Annotated in this window: 16 protein-coding genes; 12 read left to right on the top strand and 4 right to left on the bottom strand. The window is 60.1% G+C overall.

What is annotated here, in order from left to right; all coding sequences use genetic code 11:
* Window positions 1-371 precede the first annotated feature (371 nt).
* The 4 genes from ABIE52_RS00890 to ABIE52_RS00875 all read right to left on the bottom strand — a co-directional run bounded on the left by ABIE52_RS00890 (window position 372) and on the right by ABIE52_RS00875 (window position 4,577).
* Window positions 372-1,214 (bottom strand): SDR family NAD(P)-dependent oxidoreductase, encoded by an 843-nt coding sequence (locus tag ABIE52_RS00890; RefSeq protein ID WP_192713124.1) that lies wholly within the window; start codon window positions 1,212-1,214, stop codon window positions 372-374.
* 83 nt (window positions 1,215-1,297) lie between these two features.
* On the bottom strand, window positions 1,298-2,974 hold the full coding sequence (locus ABIE52_RS00885; RefSeq protein ID WP_192713125.1) for an FAD-dependent oxidoreductase: 1,677 nt from the start codon (window positions 2,972-2,974) through the stop codon (window positions 1,298-1,300).
* 8 nt (window positions 2,975-2,982) lie between these two features.
* Window positions 2,983-4,338, bottom strand: a complete 1,356-nt coding sequence (locus ABIE52_RS00880) for a cytochrome P450 (protein WP_192713126.1) — start codon at window positions 4,336-4,338, stop codon at window positions 2,983-2,985.
* Window positions 4,339-4,385: 47 nt separating this feature from the next.
* Window positions 4,386-4,577, bottom strand: coding sequence for a ferredoxin (locus ABIE52_RS00875; protein ID WP_192713127.1), 192 nt, complete (start codon window positions 4,575-4,577; stop codon window positions 4,386-4,388).
* Window positions 4,578-4,845: 268 nt separating this feature from the next.
* Between ABIE52_RS00875 and ABIE52_RS00870 the strand changes: the two genes are divergently transcribed.
* From ABIE52_RS00870 to ABIE52_RS00815, 12 genes are all read left to right on the top strand, one after another.
* The gene (locus tag ABIE52_RS00870; RefSeq protein ID WP_192713128.1) at window positions 4,846-5,745 is read left to right on the top strand and encodes an alpha/beta fold hydrolase; all 900 of its coding nucleotides are present in this window, start codon (window positions 4,846-4,848) and stop codon (window positions 5,743-5,745) included.
* Between the two features lie 30 nt (window positions 5,746-5,775).
* Window positions 5,776-6,657 carry an alpha/beta fold hydrolase gene (locus ABIE52_RS00865; protein WP_354541390.1) on the top strand — a complete coding sequence of 294 codons (882 nt, stop codon included), beginning with the start codon at window positions 5,776-5,778 and terminating at the stop codon, window positions 6,655-6,657.
* A gap of 108 nt (window positions 6,658-6,765) precedes the next feature.
* Window positions 6,766-8,520, top strand: coding sequence for an FAD-binding protein (locus ABIE52_RS00860; RefSeq protein WP_192713129.1), 1,755 nt, complete (start codon window positions 6,766-6,768; stop codon window positions 8,518-8,520).
* Between the two features lie 13 nt (window positions 8,521-8,533).
* Window positions 8,534-9,529 (top strand): thiamine pyrophosphate-dependent dehydrogenase E1 component subunit alpha, encoded by a 996-nt coding sequence (locus ABIE52_RS00855; RefSeq protein WP_192713130.1) that lies wholly within the window; start codon window positions 8,534-8,536, stop codon window positions 9,527-9,529.
* Window positions 9,526-10,539 (top strand): alpha-ketoacid dehydrogenase subunit beta, encoded by a 1,014-nt coding sequence (locus ABIE52_RS00850; protein WP_192713131.1) that lies wholly within the window; start codon window positions 9,526-9,528, stop codon window positions 10,537-10,539. The genes ABIE52_RS00855 and ABIE52_RS00850 overlap by 4 nt, the downstream gene beginning before the upstream one ends.
* Window positions 10,536-10,781 carry a biotin/lipoyl-containing protein gene (locus ABIE52_RS00845; protein ID WP_192713132.1) on the top strand — a complete coding sequence of 82 codons (246 nt, stop codon included), beginning with the start codon at window positions 10,536-10,538 and terminating at the stop codon, window positions 10,779-10,781. Before ABIE52_RS00850 ends, ABIE52_RS00845 begins: the two co-directional genes overlap by 4 nt.
* Before the next feature lie 61 nt (window positions 10,782-10,842).
* A complete protein-coding gene (locus ABIE52_RS00840) occupies window positions 10,843-11,076 on the top strand; it encodes a hypothetical protein (protein WP_192713133.1) in 234 nt (77 codons plus the stop codon).
* Window positions 11,073-11,441 (top strand): 2Fe-2S iron-sulfur cluster-binding protein, encoded by a 369-nt coding sequence (locus tag ABIE52_RS00835; protein ID WP_192713134.1) that lies wholly within the window; start codon window positions 11,073-11,075, stop codon window positions 11,439-11,441. Before ABIE52_RS00840 ends, ABIE52_RS00835 begins: the two co-directional genes overlap by 4 nt.
* Window positions 11,438-12,511, top strand: a complete 1,074-nt coding sequence (locus ABIE52_RS00830) for an amidohydrolase family protein (RefSeq protein WP_192713135.1) — start codon at window positions 11,438-11,440, stop codon at window positions 12,509-12,511. The genes ABIE52_RS00835 and ABIE52_RS00830 overlap by 4 nt, the downstream gene beginning before the upstream one ends.
* Before the next feature lie 36 nt (window positions 12,512-12,547).
* Complete coding sequence (locus ABIE52_RS00825; RefSeq protein ID WP_192713136.1) at window positions 12,548-13,708, top strand: amidohydrolase family protein; 1,161 nt, start codon at window positions 12,548-12,550, stop codon at window positions 13,706-13,708.
* Window positions 13,708-14,124, top strand: coding sequence for a Rieske (2Fe-2S) protein (locus ABIE52_RS00820; protein WP_192713137.1), 417 nt, complete (start codon window positions 13,708-13,710; stop codon window positions 14,122-14,124). Before ABIE52_RS00825 ends, ABIE52_RS00820 begins: the two co-directional genes overlap by 1 nt.
* A 25-nt stretch (window positions 14,125-14,149) precedes the next feature.
* The gene (locus ABIE52_RS00815) at window positions 14,150-15,451 is read left to right on the top strand and encodes an NADH-ubiquinone oxidoreductase-F iron-sulfur binding region domain-containing protein (protein WP_192713138.1); all 1,302 of its coding nucleotides are present in this window, start codon (window positions 14,150-14,152) and stop codon (window positions 15,449-15,451) included.
* Window positions 15,452-15,457 lie beyond the last annotated feature (6 nt).

Raw genomic sequence — 15,457 nt, 5'->3', positions numbered from 1 at the left:
CGAGACTATCGAGATCTTGAGACTCATGTTCACCGGTGAGGGCTTCAACTAGAGGGGTGCACATTTTCAACTCGCAGGTGCGTTCGGCCGTTCGACTTCCGTTCAGGCCAGAATGCTGATGCATATGGCGGTGCAGGAACTTCCTTGACGATGCCGCTGGTGGAAAAGAATGCGACTACTCGATCTAGCCCTCCGGCCACATTGAGGAGGAGGTGTACGACCAGACAAACAACCCCGCCCGCGGCGTGCCGCACGCGAGGGCGGGGTTGTGATTGACCGATCGGCAGGGATGGCAACAACGCCCGCCCGACCTTAGGGACGGGCGTGAAATGGCGGCTACCTGCCGCGCATCAGAAACGAACCGCAGCCTCTCAAATAGTCTCTCCCGCATCGGCGAGCAGAGTGCTCCCCGTCATAATCATCGACATATCGCTGACCGCGAAGAGTACGACGCGCGCTATGTCGTCGGGGGTGCCCCGACGGCCGATCAGGCTTTGGGTCATCACGTCCAGTTTGGGCAACTCGATCCCTGCCGCGGCAGCAACCTTGGCGGCTTCCTCTCCTGCTGCGATATTGCCCTCCGTAGGCACGAAGCTGGGAGCGACGCCGAGGACGCGGACGCCGAGCGGAGCGAGGTCGAGTGCAAGAGCCTTGGTTAATCCATGCGCTGCATGCTTGGAACTAGCGTAGGCCGCCATGCCGGGGAACGGTATCTGGAAACCGGCGGTCGAGATGACGTTGACAATGACGCCGCCGTCGCCGCTGTTGCCTGCGACCGTCATACGGCGTGCCGCCTCGCGTGAGCACAGGAACACCCCCCGCGCGTTGACGGCGAAGACTTGGTCCCACATCTCGTCTGGCATTTGCAGAACAGGCGTATTGGGGAAGATTCCGGCGTTGTTTATCCAGATGTCGATGCCCCCGAGTTCCGTCATCGCGCGGTCTGCGGCGGCGGAGATCGCGGCGGCGTCACTCACGTCGGCGCGGGCGCCGACTGCTTTGATCGTGTACTGGCTCGCCAGTTGGGCGGCAGCTCTTACGGCCGCATCTTCGTCGAGGTCGATGATCAGGAGATCTGCACCGGCCTCGGCGATGCGCGCTGCGATGGCTCTACCAAGCCCTTGGGCGGCACCCGTGACGACGGCGCGACGGCCAGTGAGGTTGAGAAGTTTGGCCAGCGCAGTGGTCGAGACATCAGGAAAGGGATAGGGCATATTCAACCTCCGGGTAGGTGTACGAGCATTACGGCGACTTTCCGTGGCACTAGCCTGAATGACTGCAGAATCGGTGGGTCGTTCTACCTCGCACGAACCACATCCATCATCGATCGAACGTCCACGAATTTCACCCGAGGGCGAGCAGCGACCTTGCCCGCTTCGCGTTCGGCCCGGTCGAGTAGGTTCCAGTCGTCGAAAGTCAACACGTCGGGATTCCGTTCGCGGATGAGCTCACGGGTGGCGTTCAGGGGGTGCAGCGAAGCTGTCAGTGCGCCCGCTGCGTAGTCCTGGAGCAGCATGTCCACGGTCTCGCCCGCGCACTTCTTGTTGGTGCCAATGACGCCGGTTGGGCCGCGTTTGATCCAGCCGGTCGCATAGACACCGGGGATCGGTGTTCTCGTGACCGGATCGATCACCCGCCCGTTCACATTTGGCACCACACCGCGATCGTCGTCGAATGGGAGTCCGGCGACAGGTAAGCCTCGATAACCAACCGATCGAAAGACGACGTCCGCACGCAGAGTCTCGACATCATCCGTCGGAACGGCGATCACACTGCCATCGCCGCCGAGCTTCAGCTGGTTTCGTACGAGTTGCACTCTCTCGACTGCTTCCAACCCGTCGATGGATGTCGGCGAGTGCTTGTATCGGAGCACCAGGCGTTTGCTGGCACCGCTAGATTCTCGGCCGGCGGCGGCTTGGGCAAAGCGAACCTTCGCACGCACGCTGGATTCGGTAGCTGCAGAATCGAGGAGTGCTTGCGTAACTTCGTCAGTGGCGACCTCGTCGGGTGCGAGAACGACCTCGATCTCTTTCATGGACAGCAAAGCCAGCATCTCGGGGTTTGTGTAGGCAGCTTGGGCGACTCCCCGTCGACCGACAACCGTGACCTCGCGAATATTGCTCTTGCGCAGTGCAACAAGGGCATGCTGGGCTATGTCGGTCGAGGAGAGGGACAGTGGATCGGTCAGAAGGATTCGAGCGACATCCAGCGCGACGTTGCCGTTGCCGATAATGACCGCCCGCTCGCCGGACAGATCGAATTGCCTGTCCGCGTAGTCTGGGTGGCCGTTGTACCATGCAACAAACTCGGTAGCCGCGTGCGATCCAGGTAGATCCTCGCCGACAATGTCGAGCCGTCGATCGGACGAGGCGCCGACGGCGTAGATCACCGCATCGTGGTGTTCCAGCAGCTCTGCGTGCGAAATGTGCTGTCCCACCTCGATACCGAGATTGAGGTTGAAATTTGCTTTCTTGCCCAACGACCGGAAGGTGTCGGTGACAGCCTTCGTCGATTGATGATCGGGAGCGACACCGAACCGGGCGAGACCGTACGGCGTCGGTAACCGTTCGAACATCTCGATACTTGCCTTTGTGCTCTGAAGATCGAGTGCGGCGTAGAAGGCAGCAGGGCCGGAACCGACAACTGCGACGCAAAGGCTTGAGAAGTCGGATTTGCGCCATGATTTACGCTCGGGGACAGCAGAATCCGTCTCCACGGGGTGGACGGCGAAGTACTCGGCGTTGAGGGTCAGGTATTCCTCATCGTCGTCGAACAAGTCCTCTTCCGCGCGGATGGCGTCAACCGGGCATTCATCGACACATGCTCCACAGTCGATACAGGTCTCAGGGTCGATATGGAGCATTTCAGCCCGCATGAAACCAGCTTCAGACGGTGTCGGATGTATGCAGTCTACGGGGCACACCGCTACGCACGACGCGTCGTTGCAGCACGACTGCAGAATGACGAATGACATCTCTTCCTTCAGGACCGGCCGCGAACCACGGGTTCGCCGAGTTGCTGCTCATCGACCACGGTCTGTAGTCGTTCTATGGTTTCGGCTAGTCCCGGACCCAATCTCTTTCCGGGAGTGAACGAGGCAGGTAGCTTGCGCATACCGTTGATCATGCCGATGGTTTGATAGTGCGCAGCTCCCTCGGGGTCGCAAACGTAGTCCGGAATGCGGTCGAGCACCTGAGTCAGCATGCGTTTGAATAGATTACGGGCGAGGTTCGAGCCGATACACCGGTGAATACCGAGACCGAAGCTCGCATGGCGGTTGCCACTCCGTTCCAGATCCACCTCGTGGGGATCGGGGAAGATATCCGCGTTCCGATTTGCCATGGCCCAGGACAGCCAGACTCGATCACCTTCGTCGAACTGGACACCGGCGATCTCGACGCCTTCGGATATGGTGCGGCCAGCTCCGGGAGCCGGCGTAAAAAACCGCAGGAACTCTTCGGTCGCCGAATCGAGCATGGTGTCGAGGTTATTGTGCAACCGCGTTCGCTCGTCCGGGTTCTCCGACAACCACTCGAGCGCGTGTGAGGTCAGCGCGGTTGTCGTGTCGAAGCCTCCGCCGATCAGCAGATTCAGGGTATCCATTACGTCCCGGTGGGTTGTCGGCTTGCCATCGATCACGGCGTTCTGCAGCGCGAGAACCAGTCCGGGGCGCGGATTCGGATCGACCTCCATAGCCTCGACTAGGGCAGACATGTGTGCCATCGCCTTCTGGAGGCGGCCAAGTACGCCAACGATCTCCGGCGATGTGTACGGCGTATATACGGCGGCATGAACGGGCTCGCAGTAGATGTCCCAGTCGGACAGCGGCATTCCGAGAAGGCCCATCGTGGCAACGGCGGGAACGATGTTGGCCAAATCGTCGATGAAATCGATACTTCCAGTCTCGATGTGCTCGTCGATGCACGCACGAGTCACCTCGTCGATGACCGGAATCCACCTAGCCACAGCTGCGGGCGACAGATACGGGTTGAGTGCCTTGCGATAGTCCTGTTGCTCCGGTGGGTCCATCTCCAGGAAGCCACTACGAGATTGGCGACCGGGATATGCCGGAATCACAACGCCCGTGTACCCCTTCCTCACGCCCTCGTAGTCGCTGTCATTCGATAGCACGTCTGAGCGCCGAGCAATCTCGAACAGCTCAGGCATATCGCTTGCGACCCAATGCCCGTCATACGTATCAGTCCATGCGACAGGGCATTTGCTCTGTAGCTCGTCGGTGATCTCGACGAATTGGTCGCGGTATGTCGGCGCATGCCGGTCGAAATGTACCGGGCACCCCTTCTGGCCCACTGCAGCTGGTGTGTCATCGAGTGTCATACAAGTCTCCTGTTTGTCATGCGGGCTATCTGGGTCATGGCGAGCTGTCAGGACTCGACGATTGCACGTTCCGGGCATGACCTGATCGCCTCGTGAACATTGGATATCTGGTCTGCGGGCGTGTCGCCGTCGACGGCCGATGCATGACCGTCTTCGTCGTCAAGGATGAAAATCTGTGGTGCGAGCATGGAACAAATTGTGTGGCCCTGGCATAGCTCGGGTTCGACGTGAACCTTCATGGTTGGTTCCTCGGGGTGGTCGGATCAAGGGACGAGCGAGTGCGATTCGATGGTGTAAGTTGCCGTCGATTCTGATGTGACTGTGCCGCAGATCACTAAATAAGGTACCCACATTCAAAATGTAAAACAATACAAATAGGAAAATGAACAAGTATTCACGCCTCATGCGACACGGCCTGGCCTAATCAAATGAACTGTGGTTCACTCTTCTGAGCGATCTGAAATATGGTTTCGATCACATGTTGCGTGGACCAGACGGGAGTTTGAAGTGTCCGAAGTGCACGTCAACGGAGGCAATGTGATCTACGAGTTTATCGGGCCGGCGGACGGCGAGGTGGTCGTGCTCACCCCGGGCGGGCGATTCGGCAAGGATCATGGTGGGGTTCGCGAACTGGGCGAAGCTCTGGCCGCAGGCGGCAAGAGAGTGCTCCTCTGGGATCGACCGAACTGCGGTGCATCGGATGTCCAATTATTCGGAAAGACCGAATCACACATGCGTGCAGAGACACTCGGAGCGATGCTCGATGTGCTCGGCACGGGTCCGGTCGTTGCCGCCGGTGGATCCGGCGGGGCGCGTGACATGATTGTTTTCGCAGACCTTTATCCACACCTCGTCACGAAACTCGCATTGTGGTCGGTGGTTGGAGGCACGTTCAGCACGATCAACCTTGCAGCCGTGTACGTGCTGTCGGAACTGCGCGCTGTGCAGAGCTCGGGAATCGACGGTGTGTTGAACGTGCCGGCGTGGGCGGAGTTGGTCCGAGTGAACGAACGAAACCGCGCCCGCCTTCACGACCTGGGAGCCGGAGAGTTCGAGCGGGTAATGAACCGCTGGTTGGACGCGTACGTTCCCAAAGCGAACGAAGTGATCCCGGGTGTTCGGGATTTCGAGGTCGGCCGAATCAAGGCTCCGGCGCTCATCATTCGTGGCGGGGAAGGCGACCTTCATCATCCGAAGCGGACGTCGTACGAACTGCACTCCGTGATGAAGACATCAGTTCTGGTGGACCCGCCATGGCCGGAGGATGCTTGGGAACGCGCACTTGCTGACGCCCAGTCGGGCAAAGGTAGCGTCTTCGATCCGTGGAGGCTGGCAGCACCTCTACTCCTCGACTTCATCGACGATCGGCCATTCGTGCACAAAGCAGTCGCAGAAACGATGTCGTGATGAAGCTCAAGATCTTGGAGGTTGATCGAATTGGCTGAAATCGAAGTCAACGGCGGAATTGTGGTCTACGAGTTCGTAGGCCCCGATGACGGCGATGTCGTCGTCCTCACTCCTGGTGGCAGATTCAGCAAGGACTTTCCTGGTGTTCGCGAGTTTGCTGTCGCCTTGGCCGAGGGTGGAAAGCGAGTGTTGATGTGGGACAGGCCGAACTGCGGAGCGTCGGACATACAGTTGTTCGGCCGATCCGAGTCGCACATGCGAGCCGACACGTTGGCAGTCATGGTCGACGAGTTGGTCGGTGGGCCGGTAGCAGCGTTCGGTGGATCCGGTGGAGCCCGCGACTCGATTGTCTTCGCGATCGAGTATCCGCACCTGGTGTCGAGTTTGGCGTTGTGGTCCATCGTCGGAGGAACTTTCAGCACTGTGTCCCTGGCCGGGGTCTATTCGACGGCCGAGCTGCGCACGGTTCGAGCGGCAGGTATAGAGGGAATTCTCGAGTTGGAAGGAAAGGCTGGGAGTTGGAGCGACCTGGTGAAGGTCAATCCCCGCAATCGTGAACGACTCCTGGCGCTGGGGCCTCTTAACTTTGAGGAAGTGATGACCCGCTGGTTCGACGCTTACATTCCGAAACCCAACGAGGCGATTCCTGGAGTGGCGGACTGGGAGTTCGGCGGCATCGACGTCCCCACGCTCATAATTCGTGGCGGGGAGAACGATCACGACCATCCCAAGCGGACATCGTTCGCGGTCCACTGCTTGATCAAAGGATCCCGGCTGATCGAGCCGCCGTGGCCGGAGGATGCCTGGGAGCAGGCGCAGCTGGCGATGAACCGTGGCGAGGGGAGCATCTTCGGCCCCTGGTTAAAGGCTGCGCCCACGCTACTGGACCATCTGAACCGCCTTGTGCTGTGACCCGGCACACAGTACTTTGAGAGAGATCAAATATTTGGTTCGAGTATTTCGCGCCGAGCAAAAATGACTCGCAGGCCCGATACCACCGAAAGTGCAACGGAGACATACATGGTCAGCAAGGACGAAACCTACGACTTCGTGATCGTGGGCAGCGGAGGTGGAGGGTTGGTCGCAGCTCTTGCAGCGGCCGAAGCGGGCCTCCGTCCCATCATCGTGGAAAAGCAATCGGTGATCGGCGGGTCGACGGCGATGTCGGGGGGTGTGATCTGGATGCCGAACAACCCGCTGATGCGCCGCGACGGCGTCCCGGACTCTTACGAGGAGGGGTTGACGTATTTCAATTCGGTCGTCGGAGAACCGGATGCCCCGTCTTCGCTCGAACGCCGCCACGCATTTCTGGCCGACGGTCCCGAGATGATTTCGTTCATTCAAGATCTCGGCGTCAAACTCGTTCGGTGCGAGGGTTATTCCGACTACTACGACAACGTCCCGGGCGGTAGTGCGCGCGGCCGGTCGGTCGAAGGCGTTCCTTGGGATGGTAAGCAGCTGGGCGCGTGGCATCCCCGTATAAACCCGGGAATGGCGCGTCGGATCGGCCTTGCGGTCAAGACCAACGAAGTCCGGAACATTCCCATGGTGTTCCGTTCCCTGAAAAGCTTCTCGTCCGCTGCGCGCGTCGTGCTACGGACGTACCTGTCGAAGATTCGACGTCAGGATTTGTTCACGAACGGGATGTCGCTGGTCGGCCAGCTGACGAAGATCATCGTCGACCGGGGCATCCCGATCAGCCTGGACACCGCAGTCGACGAGCTCATCGTCGAGAATGGCCGTGTCGTCGGCGTGCGAGCGACCAAGGATGGAGTCGCCACCGAGTTCCACGCGTCCAAGGGCGTCCTCCTGGCTGCGGGAGGATACGAGCACAACAGCGAGTTCCGATCGAAGGTATCCGAAAAGACTCAGCCGAATGACGGGCGCTGGAGCCTCGGCAATGCAGGCAACACAGGTGATGTACTGCAGGCGGCCATCGCGTTGGGTGCGCAGACCGACTACATGGACGAAGCGGTCTGGTTTCTGACGCCACGACTGGAAATGGCAGGCTCGACGCTCACTCTGGCACGGCAGTTCGCGCACACGATCTTCGTCAACCAAGAGGGTCAGCGGTTCGTCAACGAATCCAACTCGTACATCGAGGTCGGCCGGGCGATGTACGCGAACAACGGTGCACCGTGCTGGCTCATCTTCGACGATCGTTACCGCCGAAATGTTCCATGGTCCAGCGGTATGCCGAAGCTACGCGATCTTTGGTCCGCGCGCCCCGGCAACATGCCACAGGAGTGGGTGGAGAACGGCTTCATTTTGAAGGCGGACAGCATCGAGGGCCTCGCGGCGAAAATCGAGGTCGATCCGGCCGTACTGACCGAGACTGTCGATCGATTCAACACCCACGCCTCTGTCGGCAACGACCCGGAATTCCACCGGGGTGAGTCGCAGTACAACAAGGCTCTCGGTGATCCGGGCACGAAGCCGAACCCCGCGGTCGGAGACATTGCCACCGGGCCGTTCTACGCAACCCAGATTTTCCCGGGTGACGTAGGCACCGTCGGCGGTGTCGTCTGTAACGAGCGAGCGCAGGTGCTCGACGACACTGCCACACCGATACCCGGTCTCTACGCGACGGGAAACATGGCGGCCACCGTCGTCGGCCGGACGTACCCGGGCGCGGGCGCTTCCATCGCGTACACGATGGTTTTCGGTTACATCGCGGCCAACGAGGCAGCAAAGGCCTCGAAATCTGAAAAAAAATCTGAAGACGTTGGTAAATCATCCATTCCAGATCAACATTCGACGACGCGCGCAGTGTGAGAGGACCACGATAATGAGCGAAAGCACACTTTCGTCGCGGGCAGCGCTCGGTCGCAGCCTGTACACCAAAATGGCACTGGCCTTCACGGTCGACGAGCGACTCCGGAAGGGTATCGGTCGCGGCGAGTTCGCCACGGTGATCTGGCCCTCTCGAGGTCAAGAAGCGATCCCTGCAGGGATCGGAGAAGCTCTGACTGACGATGACCGGCTCGTGACGACCTACCGCGGCCTGCACGACCTCGTCTGCAAGGGCGTCCCGCTGACCGAGGTCATCGGCGAGGTCGTCGGTAGCAGTATCGGTGCCTCCGGAGGCAAGGGCGGCACCATGCACATCACCGCACCGGAGCAGGGCGTCATGCTGACGACCGGCATCGTAGGGGCCGGCGTTCCCGTCGGAGTCGGACTCGCACTCGCGGCCAAGCAGCAGGGCAGCGACAGGGTTGTCGTCGTGACATTCGGTGACGGAGCGACCAACACCGGCTCGTTCCACGAGGGTCTGAATCTGGCAGCAGTATGGAAGCTGCCCGTCATCTTCGTATGCCAGAACAACTTGTACGCGGAGCTGACGCCAGTCGAGGACACGATGAACATCACCGAGGTACGGGAGCGAGCCCTCGCTTACAACATCCCGGGAATTCGCATCGACGGCAACGATCCCGAAGCCGTGTTCGCGACGGTGACCGAGGCAGCGAATCGTGCCCGCGCCGGCGACGGACCCACTCTCATCGAGGCAGTGACGTTCAGATTCAAGGGCCACTATTTCGGGGACACAATGAAGTACATGCCGAAAGAGCAACTGGCGGAGGCCGAGTTGCGCGATCCGATGATCACCTACCGTCGTACCCTCATCGCCGGCGGACTGCTGACGGAAGCGGAACTGGACGAGATCGACCACGCCGCAGTCGCAGACGTGGAAGAGGCAGTCGCCGCCATCGCCGCAGCTGGTAGTCCCGGGGTCGAGGCACTAGAGAACGACCTGTACGCCGACATGAGAGGAGTGCCGGCATGACCGCCGCTACTGAAAGCATCACTGCGACAAAGACACTAGGCAATCTACAAGCGATCAACGAAGCCCTCGACGAAGCCCTGGCCGCAGATCCTCGGGTATTTCTCATCGGCGAGGACCTCGCGGATCCGGGTGGTGGCGTCAACGGGGCGACACGAGGCCTGTCCACCAAACATGGACCCGGTCGTGTCCTCGATACGCCGATCTCCGAGGCCGCGATCGTCGGTGCCGCAATCGGTGCCGCAATCGAAGGGCAGATCCCGGTCGCTGAGATCATGATCATGGACTTCATCGGGATCGCGATGGACCAGGTCGTCAATCACGCTGCGAAGGCACGGTTCATGTCCAACGGCCGAACCACGATCCCGTTGACATTGCGAACGGCAACATTTGGCGGTTTGGGCAGCGGTGCAACGCATTCGCAATCCCTCGAGAGCTGGTTCATGCACGTGCCAGGCCTCAAGGTGGTCATGCCGAGTACGCCCGCAGACATGAAGGGCCTACTGAAGGCGTCGATCTTCGATCCAGATCCGGTCATCTTCATCGAAACTGTCGCGTGCTACGGCGTGAAGGGCGAGGTTCCCACCGGCGCCGACCACTTCGTGCCGATCGGCAAGGCGGACATTAAACGACCCGGCACCGACGCGACGATCATCACCTATGGGCGGGGCGTCTTCGACTCATTGCAGGCCGCCGAATTACTCGCCGCAGATGGCATCGACGCAGAGGTTCTCGATCTCCGCACCCTGCTGCCACTCGACACGGAGAGCATTCTCGAGTCGGTAGGTCGTACCGGCAGGGCCGTTATCACCCACCACGCCGTCGAATTCGCGGGCCCGGGTGCGGAGGTCGCCGCCCAGATCAACGCCCACTTGTTCGGATCGCTACGTGCACCGGTGGAGCGAGTGGGCACTCGATTTCGGTCCATCCCGGCAGGCAAGCTCGAATCACACGTCTTGCCTTCGCCGTCGAAGATTGCATCCGCTGTCAAGAAATCAATGGAGTACAAGTGAGTAACACTGTGTCAGTACAGATCCCGAAGCTGAACATGGCGGCCACCGAGGCCACGTTCATCAGCTGGCTTGTCGAGGATGGAGCAACGGTCGTCGAAGAGCAAGCCATCTATACAGCTGCCACCGACAAAGTCGAGGTCGAAATCGAGGCGCCCGCCTCGGGCATTCTGCGGCACGGTACCGCCGAGGAAGACGAGGACTACGAGGTAGGGACCGAGATCGGGCAAATCGAGGTCGGATAAGCGATCCGGGCGGCGTCGTGACGGACGTGGTTTTGACGTACGAATGAGGGAGGTGCTCCGCGTGCAAATTCCGAACACCATCGGTGAAGTGACAGTCGGGTCCGTGGCATCGGACCTGGCTGAGGTCGTCACGATCCTGAAAGACCTGGACGAGCAGCGAATAGCGAAGAACGACGACATCGTGATCCGCAAAGCGGTACTGGCACTGCTCGAGGTTGTAGGTCGGCTGGAGGATCGGCTCGCTCGACTCGAACGTGCCGTCGACGAGACCGCAACGGTGGGTGAAACGCGATGACGTCCGTGCATATCGAAGGTTCCAACGTCGATATCGATGTGAAATCCCACGAGACTGTAGCCGAGGCAGCATGGCGACAGGGCTACTCCTGGCCGACCAAATGCTATGGCCAACTCGAATGTATGCAGTGCTTCGTGCGTATCAAGGACGGGGAGATCAACATCGTCCCCGCGAAAGAAGAAGAGACGACCGCTATGCGGACCCTGTTGCCGCCGCGTCTACGCAGTCGCATGGTTCGTTTGGCCTGCCGCGTCGAGGTATCTGGTCCCGGAGTGGTGTTGGAGAAGAAGGGCGTCACCGCCCCAAACCCTGCAGTCGTCATCGACAGCGGGATCGAAAATAGGAGTAAGGACCAACTGAAGTGAACGTGTCTTCGGGTCTTCTGGTCGATGCCAGCGCCCACATCTTCTTCGAGAACGACAAGGACCTGCGGAGTTATCTCCCCGAACCGGTCAAGAGTCGCGGGTGGCCTGCAGTCGACGTGGCACTCGCGGCACCCATCGGGCCGAAGTATGCAACTGGCACACAATGCTCTGATGGCAGGCATCCAGGCTCGGATCCGGAGCTCGCCGGAGCGCACTTGTTCGGCGAACGGGGCTTCGACCTCGCGGTCCTGCATCCGATGTCCGGTGCCACGAATGTGCCGGACTGGCATGTCGGCACGGCAATCCTGAACGCGACGAACAGGATGCTGGCCGAAAGATGGCTTGAGTCGGGCACCTACGCGCAACAGTTCCGCGGCACCATCAGGGTCAATCCCAACGATATCGACGGTGCAGTCCGCGAAATCGAGCATTGGAAGAACCATCCACGGATGGTCCAGATCGGGCTGCCTCTACAGACCCAGATGCCGTACGGCCGTCCGTACTACGATCCGATCTGGCGTGCGGCGTGCAACGCTGGTCTTCCGGTGGCCGTTCACTGGGAAATGGGAATGGGGATCACGCACCCGCCGACACCGTCGGGCCCCGCGCGTACGTACGCACACCATGGTGCGTACGTGCCCATGACCTTCGTGTGGCACCTGCTGAACATGATCCCCGAGGGTGTATTCGAGAAGTTCCCGGAGCTGAAGATGATCTGGGCGGATGGAGCCGCGGATATGCTCACGCCGTTTATGTGGAGGATGGACACGTTCGGTAGACCGCATCTCGAGCAGACTCCGTGGGCGCCTCGCATGCCGAGTGATTACCTGTTGTCGCACAACTACTTCGTCCACTCGTTGATGGATGGCCCAGGCGATGCCGATTTCGCCGGAGAGTGGCTACGCATGACAGGCAAAGAGGACATGCTCATGTTCGGTTCGAGCTATCCGGATTGGCAACTCGTCTCCCCTGAGGATCTGCCCACGGCATGGAGTGAGCAGCAACGGCGAAAGGTGCTGGGAGAAAACGCAATTTCTGTGTTCGGACTCGATCAGCTAACCCGGGTCTGAATTTCGCCCTGTAGACAGCCTAAAGGATTCTTCATCATGACCATCGCATTGAACCGGCGTCACGCCACCTTCGACCTGGCGACGACGACACCCGTCCGAGTCGTCGACACCGATGTCCACCCGTCACCGAAATTCGGGGAGCTTGCACCGTTCATTCCGGAACCGTTTCGGACGCGCTTTGCCAAGCGTGGAGAGGGCGCCGGCAGCGGCGTCTACTACGACGCACCGGATTTCGCACACGCGATGGCGATGCGGGTCGACAGCTACCCCGATGACGGCAACTTCGCCGGCTCGGATCCAGATCTGCTGTTCCAACAATTGATCATGGAGGCTGGTTCCGATATTGCTATTCTGGGGCCCACCAACGGTTCCCCGGGGCAAACGGAGGAGGAAGTCCACGCACTGGCGGTGGCAACCAATCTGTGGCAGGACGAATGCTGGTTGAGCACCGAGGTGAACTGGCATAGGCGGTTTCGAGGATCCATCGTCGCCGCCATTGAGGACCCTGCAGCGGCAGCCCGTGAGATCGAAACGTGGGCCGGACACGAGTACTTTTCGCAGGTATTGATCAACGCCGAGATGCGACCGGCGTGGGGTGACCCGCGCTACGATGTTGTATGGGCCGCGGCCGCAAGGCACGATATCCCGGTCGCATGCCATTTGAGTCGAGGTCGGTACAACGAGTTGCCGATGTCACCAGTCGGCTTCATGACTTACAACCACGACTTGATGGTCAGCTATTCGATGCTTGCCGCCAATCAGGTCATGAGCTTGATCTTCGACGGCGTGTTCGACAGGTTCCCCACTCTGAAGATTGTGTTCATCGAGCACGCGTTCAACTGGATTCTGCCGCTGATGTGGCGGATGGACGCAATGTATGCCAAGCATGGTGTGCCGGAGACGGGTCTGAAACGTAAGCCGTCGGACTACGTCAAGTCGAATATCTGGTTCACGACCCAGCCGTTGGACTATCCGGAGGACAAACTCGAGTTGACCAACGCTCTTGAATGGATGGAAGCGGACAAGGTGCTGCTGTTCTCGTCCGACTACCCACACTGGACATTCGACGACCCTCGGTGGGTGGCCAAGCACATGCCTGAACATATGCGCGAAGCGATCATGTTCCAGAACGCCATTGAGCTTTTCCACCTGCCCAAGGAAGTACCGGCCCTTCCAGGCCAGAAGCGAGCATTCTGATGACTGCGGAATCGGTAGCCGACCTTGTCCAGCCCGAACCCACTCCGCTGCCACTGAGTGGGCGCGAGCATGTCGTTGCGACGGTATCCGAGATCGAGCCCGGTGAACACAAAGTTGTTCCGATTGGCAGGCACGGGGTCGGGGTGTACAACGTCAACGGAAAGTTCTACGCGATTGCGAACTACTGCCCACACGAGGGGGGCCCTCTCTGCAGCGGGCGCACGCGCGGACAGACGGTCGCCGACGAGTCGCAGGCCGGCGGTCAGTCGGAAACTCGCCCGGGTGAATTCATCTACTGCCCCTGGCACCAATGGGGATTCGAACTCTCGACCGGCACTACAGCGGTCAAGCCCGAGTGGAGTATTCGTACCTATCCCGTCCGGATCGACGGCGACGACGTGATCGTCATCGCGTGACTGCTACAGAGAGAGGACTCCCGACATGACACTGTCGATCGGTACCCGTCTGAACCGTAATGTGCTGGTGTATAAGGGAATACAACCTCGAATCCTCGTTGATGGCAACAACTACGAGGATGCCTCGCTCTATCGCTCCCGCGGCGGTTACCGCGAGTTGGACGACGAGGTCGCGTTTCTGAATGACGTCAGTGCGTCGGGCTTGCGTGGACGCGGAGGCGCAGCGTTCCCAGTGGCTGTCAAACTCGCTAGCGTGCGCACCGCCGCCGGTGATTCGGTGGTGGTGGCGAATGGGGAAGAGGGTGAACCGACCTCGGTGAAAGACCGTTGGCTTCTGCGTCATCGTCCGCACCTGGTACTCGATGGGCTACGGCTTGCGGCGCAAGTGGTCGGGACCATGACTGCAGTTGTGTATCTGTCGGACAGTCCGGCACGGGACCGAGTGGAGAAGGCTTTGGAGGAGCTGAGGGGAGATGCATCCTTCGGCCTCCAAGTGACTGTCGTCCAAGTGGAACCCTCCTATGTCGCGGGCGAGGAGACCGCGGCTGTGCAGGCGATCAACGGCGGTCCAGCCCTGCCGACCGACAAGCCGCCGCGTCCATTCGAGGAAGGCGTCGCAGGTTTACCTACCCTCGTGAACAACGTGGAGACACTGGCCAACCTTGCACTGCTACATCAGCTCGGCCCGGAGGGCTATCGCCGCGTCGGGACCGACAATTCACCCGGAACCTTCCTGATGACGCTCTCGACCGCCGCCGGAGCAAGTCTGTGCGAGGTTCCGTTCGGAGTCACACTCCGCGAGGTTCTGAGCTGGTCGGGCATCGATCCCGATGGGGTGCGAGGTTTCCTGATGGGTGGATACTTTGCTGGCGTGATCGGTCCCCGTGCCCTCGACCTATCACTGGACTACGACGTGTATGCCTCTGCTGGAACAGGTTTAGGATGTGGTGCTGTCATCATCCTCGATGAAGAGACGTGTGCGGTCGCGACTTCGGCCGCCGTGATGACGTATTTCGGGCGTGAAAACGCGGCGCAGTGCGGTTCCTGCTTTAACGGGACATCGGCGATGGCCAATGTACTCGAATCGTTGCGAGATTCAGCCGCTGATCTCGCGGAACTCGATCGATTGAAGCGCTGGTCGACGTTCCTACGTGGACGCGGTGCATGCGGAACCCTTGACGGCGCAACCAATGTCGCAGCCAGTCTGCTACGGGAGTTTCCTGATTCCGTCGAAGTTCATTTGCGCGGAGCCTGCCCTTCGTGCGAAACCGGGAAATTCCCGTCCTACCCCCCGTACGGTGTCTCGTACGCCGCCGACGACGTGTGAGGAGCT

Source organism: Rhodococcus sp. OAS809 (assembly GCF_040546695.1).
Lineage (GTDB): Bacteria > Actinomycetota > Actinomycetes > Mycobacteriales > Mycobacteriaceae > Rhodococcus_F > Rhodococcus_F qingshengii.
This window is presented reverse-complemented; position numbering and strand designations above follow the sequence as displayed.

What these genes read in the sequence shown, in the direction of transcription:
- ABIE52_RS00890 (WP_192713124.1), bottom strand. Translation starts at nt 1,214, where the DNA reads ATGCCCTATCCCTTTCCTGATGTCTCGACCACTGCGCTGGCCAAACTT.
- ABIE52_RS00885 (WP_192713125.1), bottom strand. Translation starts at nt 2,974, where the DNA reads ATGTCATTCGTCATTCTGCAGTCGTGCTGCAACGACGCGTCGTGCGTA.
- ABIE52_RS00880 (WP_192713126.1), bottom strand. Translation starts at nt 4,338, where the DNA reads ATGACACTCGATGACACACCAGCTGCAGTGGGCCAGAAGGGGTGCCCG.
- ABIE52_RS00875 (WP_192713127.1), bottom strand. Translation starts at nt 4,577, where the DNA reads ATGAAGGTTCACGTCGAACCCGAGCTATGCCAGGGCCACACAATTTGT.
- ABIE52_RS00860 (WP_192713129.1), top strand. Translation starts at nt 6,766, where the DNA reads ATGGTCAGCAAGGACGAAACCTACGACTTCGTGATCGTGGGCAGCGGA.
- ABIE52_RS00855 (WP_192713130.1), top strand. Translation starts at nt 8,534, where the DNA reads ATGAGCGAAAGCACACTTTCGTCGCGGGCAGCGCTCGGTCGCAGCCTG.
- ABIE52_RS00850 (WP_192713131.1), top strand. Translation starts at nt 9,526, where the DNA reads ATGACCGCCGCTACTGAAAGCATCACTGCGACAAAGACACTAGGCAAT.
- ABIE52_RS00835 (WP_192713134.1), top strand. Translation starts at nt 11,073, where the DNA reads ATGACGTCCGTGCATATCGAAGGTTCCAACGTCGATATCGATGTGAAA.
- ABIE52_RS00825 (WP_192713136.1), top strand. Translation starts at nt 12,548, where the DNA reads ATGACCATCGCATTGAACCGGCGTCACGCCACCTTCGACCTGGCGACG.
- ABIE52_RS00820 (WP_192713137.1), top strand. Translation starts at nt 13,708, where the DNA reads ATGACTGCGGAATCGGTAGCCGACCTTGTCCAGCCCGAACCCACTCCG.
- ABIE52_RS00815 (WP_192713138.1), top strand. Translation starts at nt 14,150, where the DNA reads ATGACACTGTCGATCGGTACCCGTCTGAACCGTAATGTGCTGGTGTAT.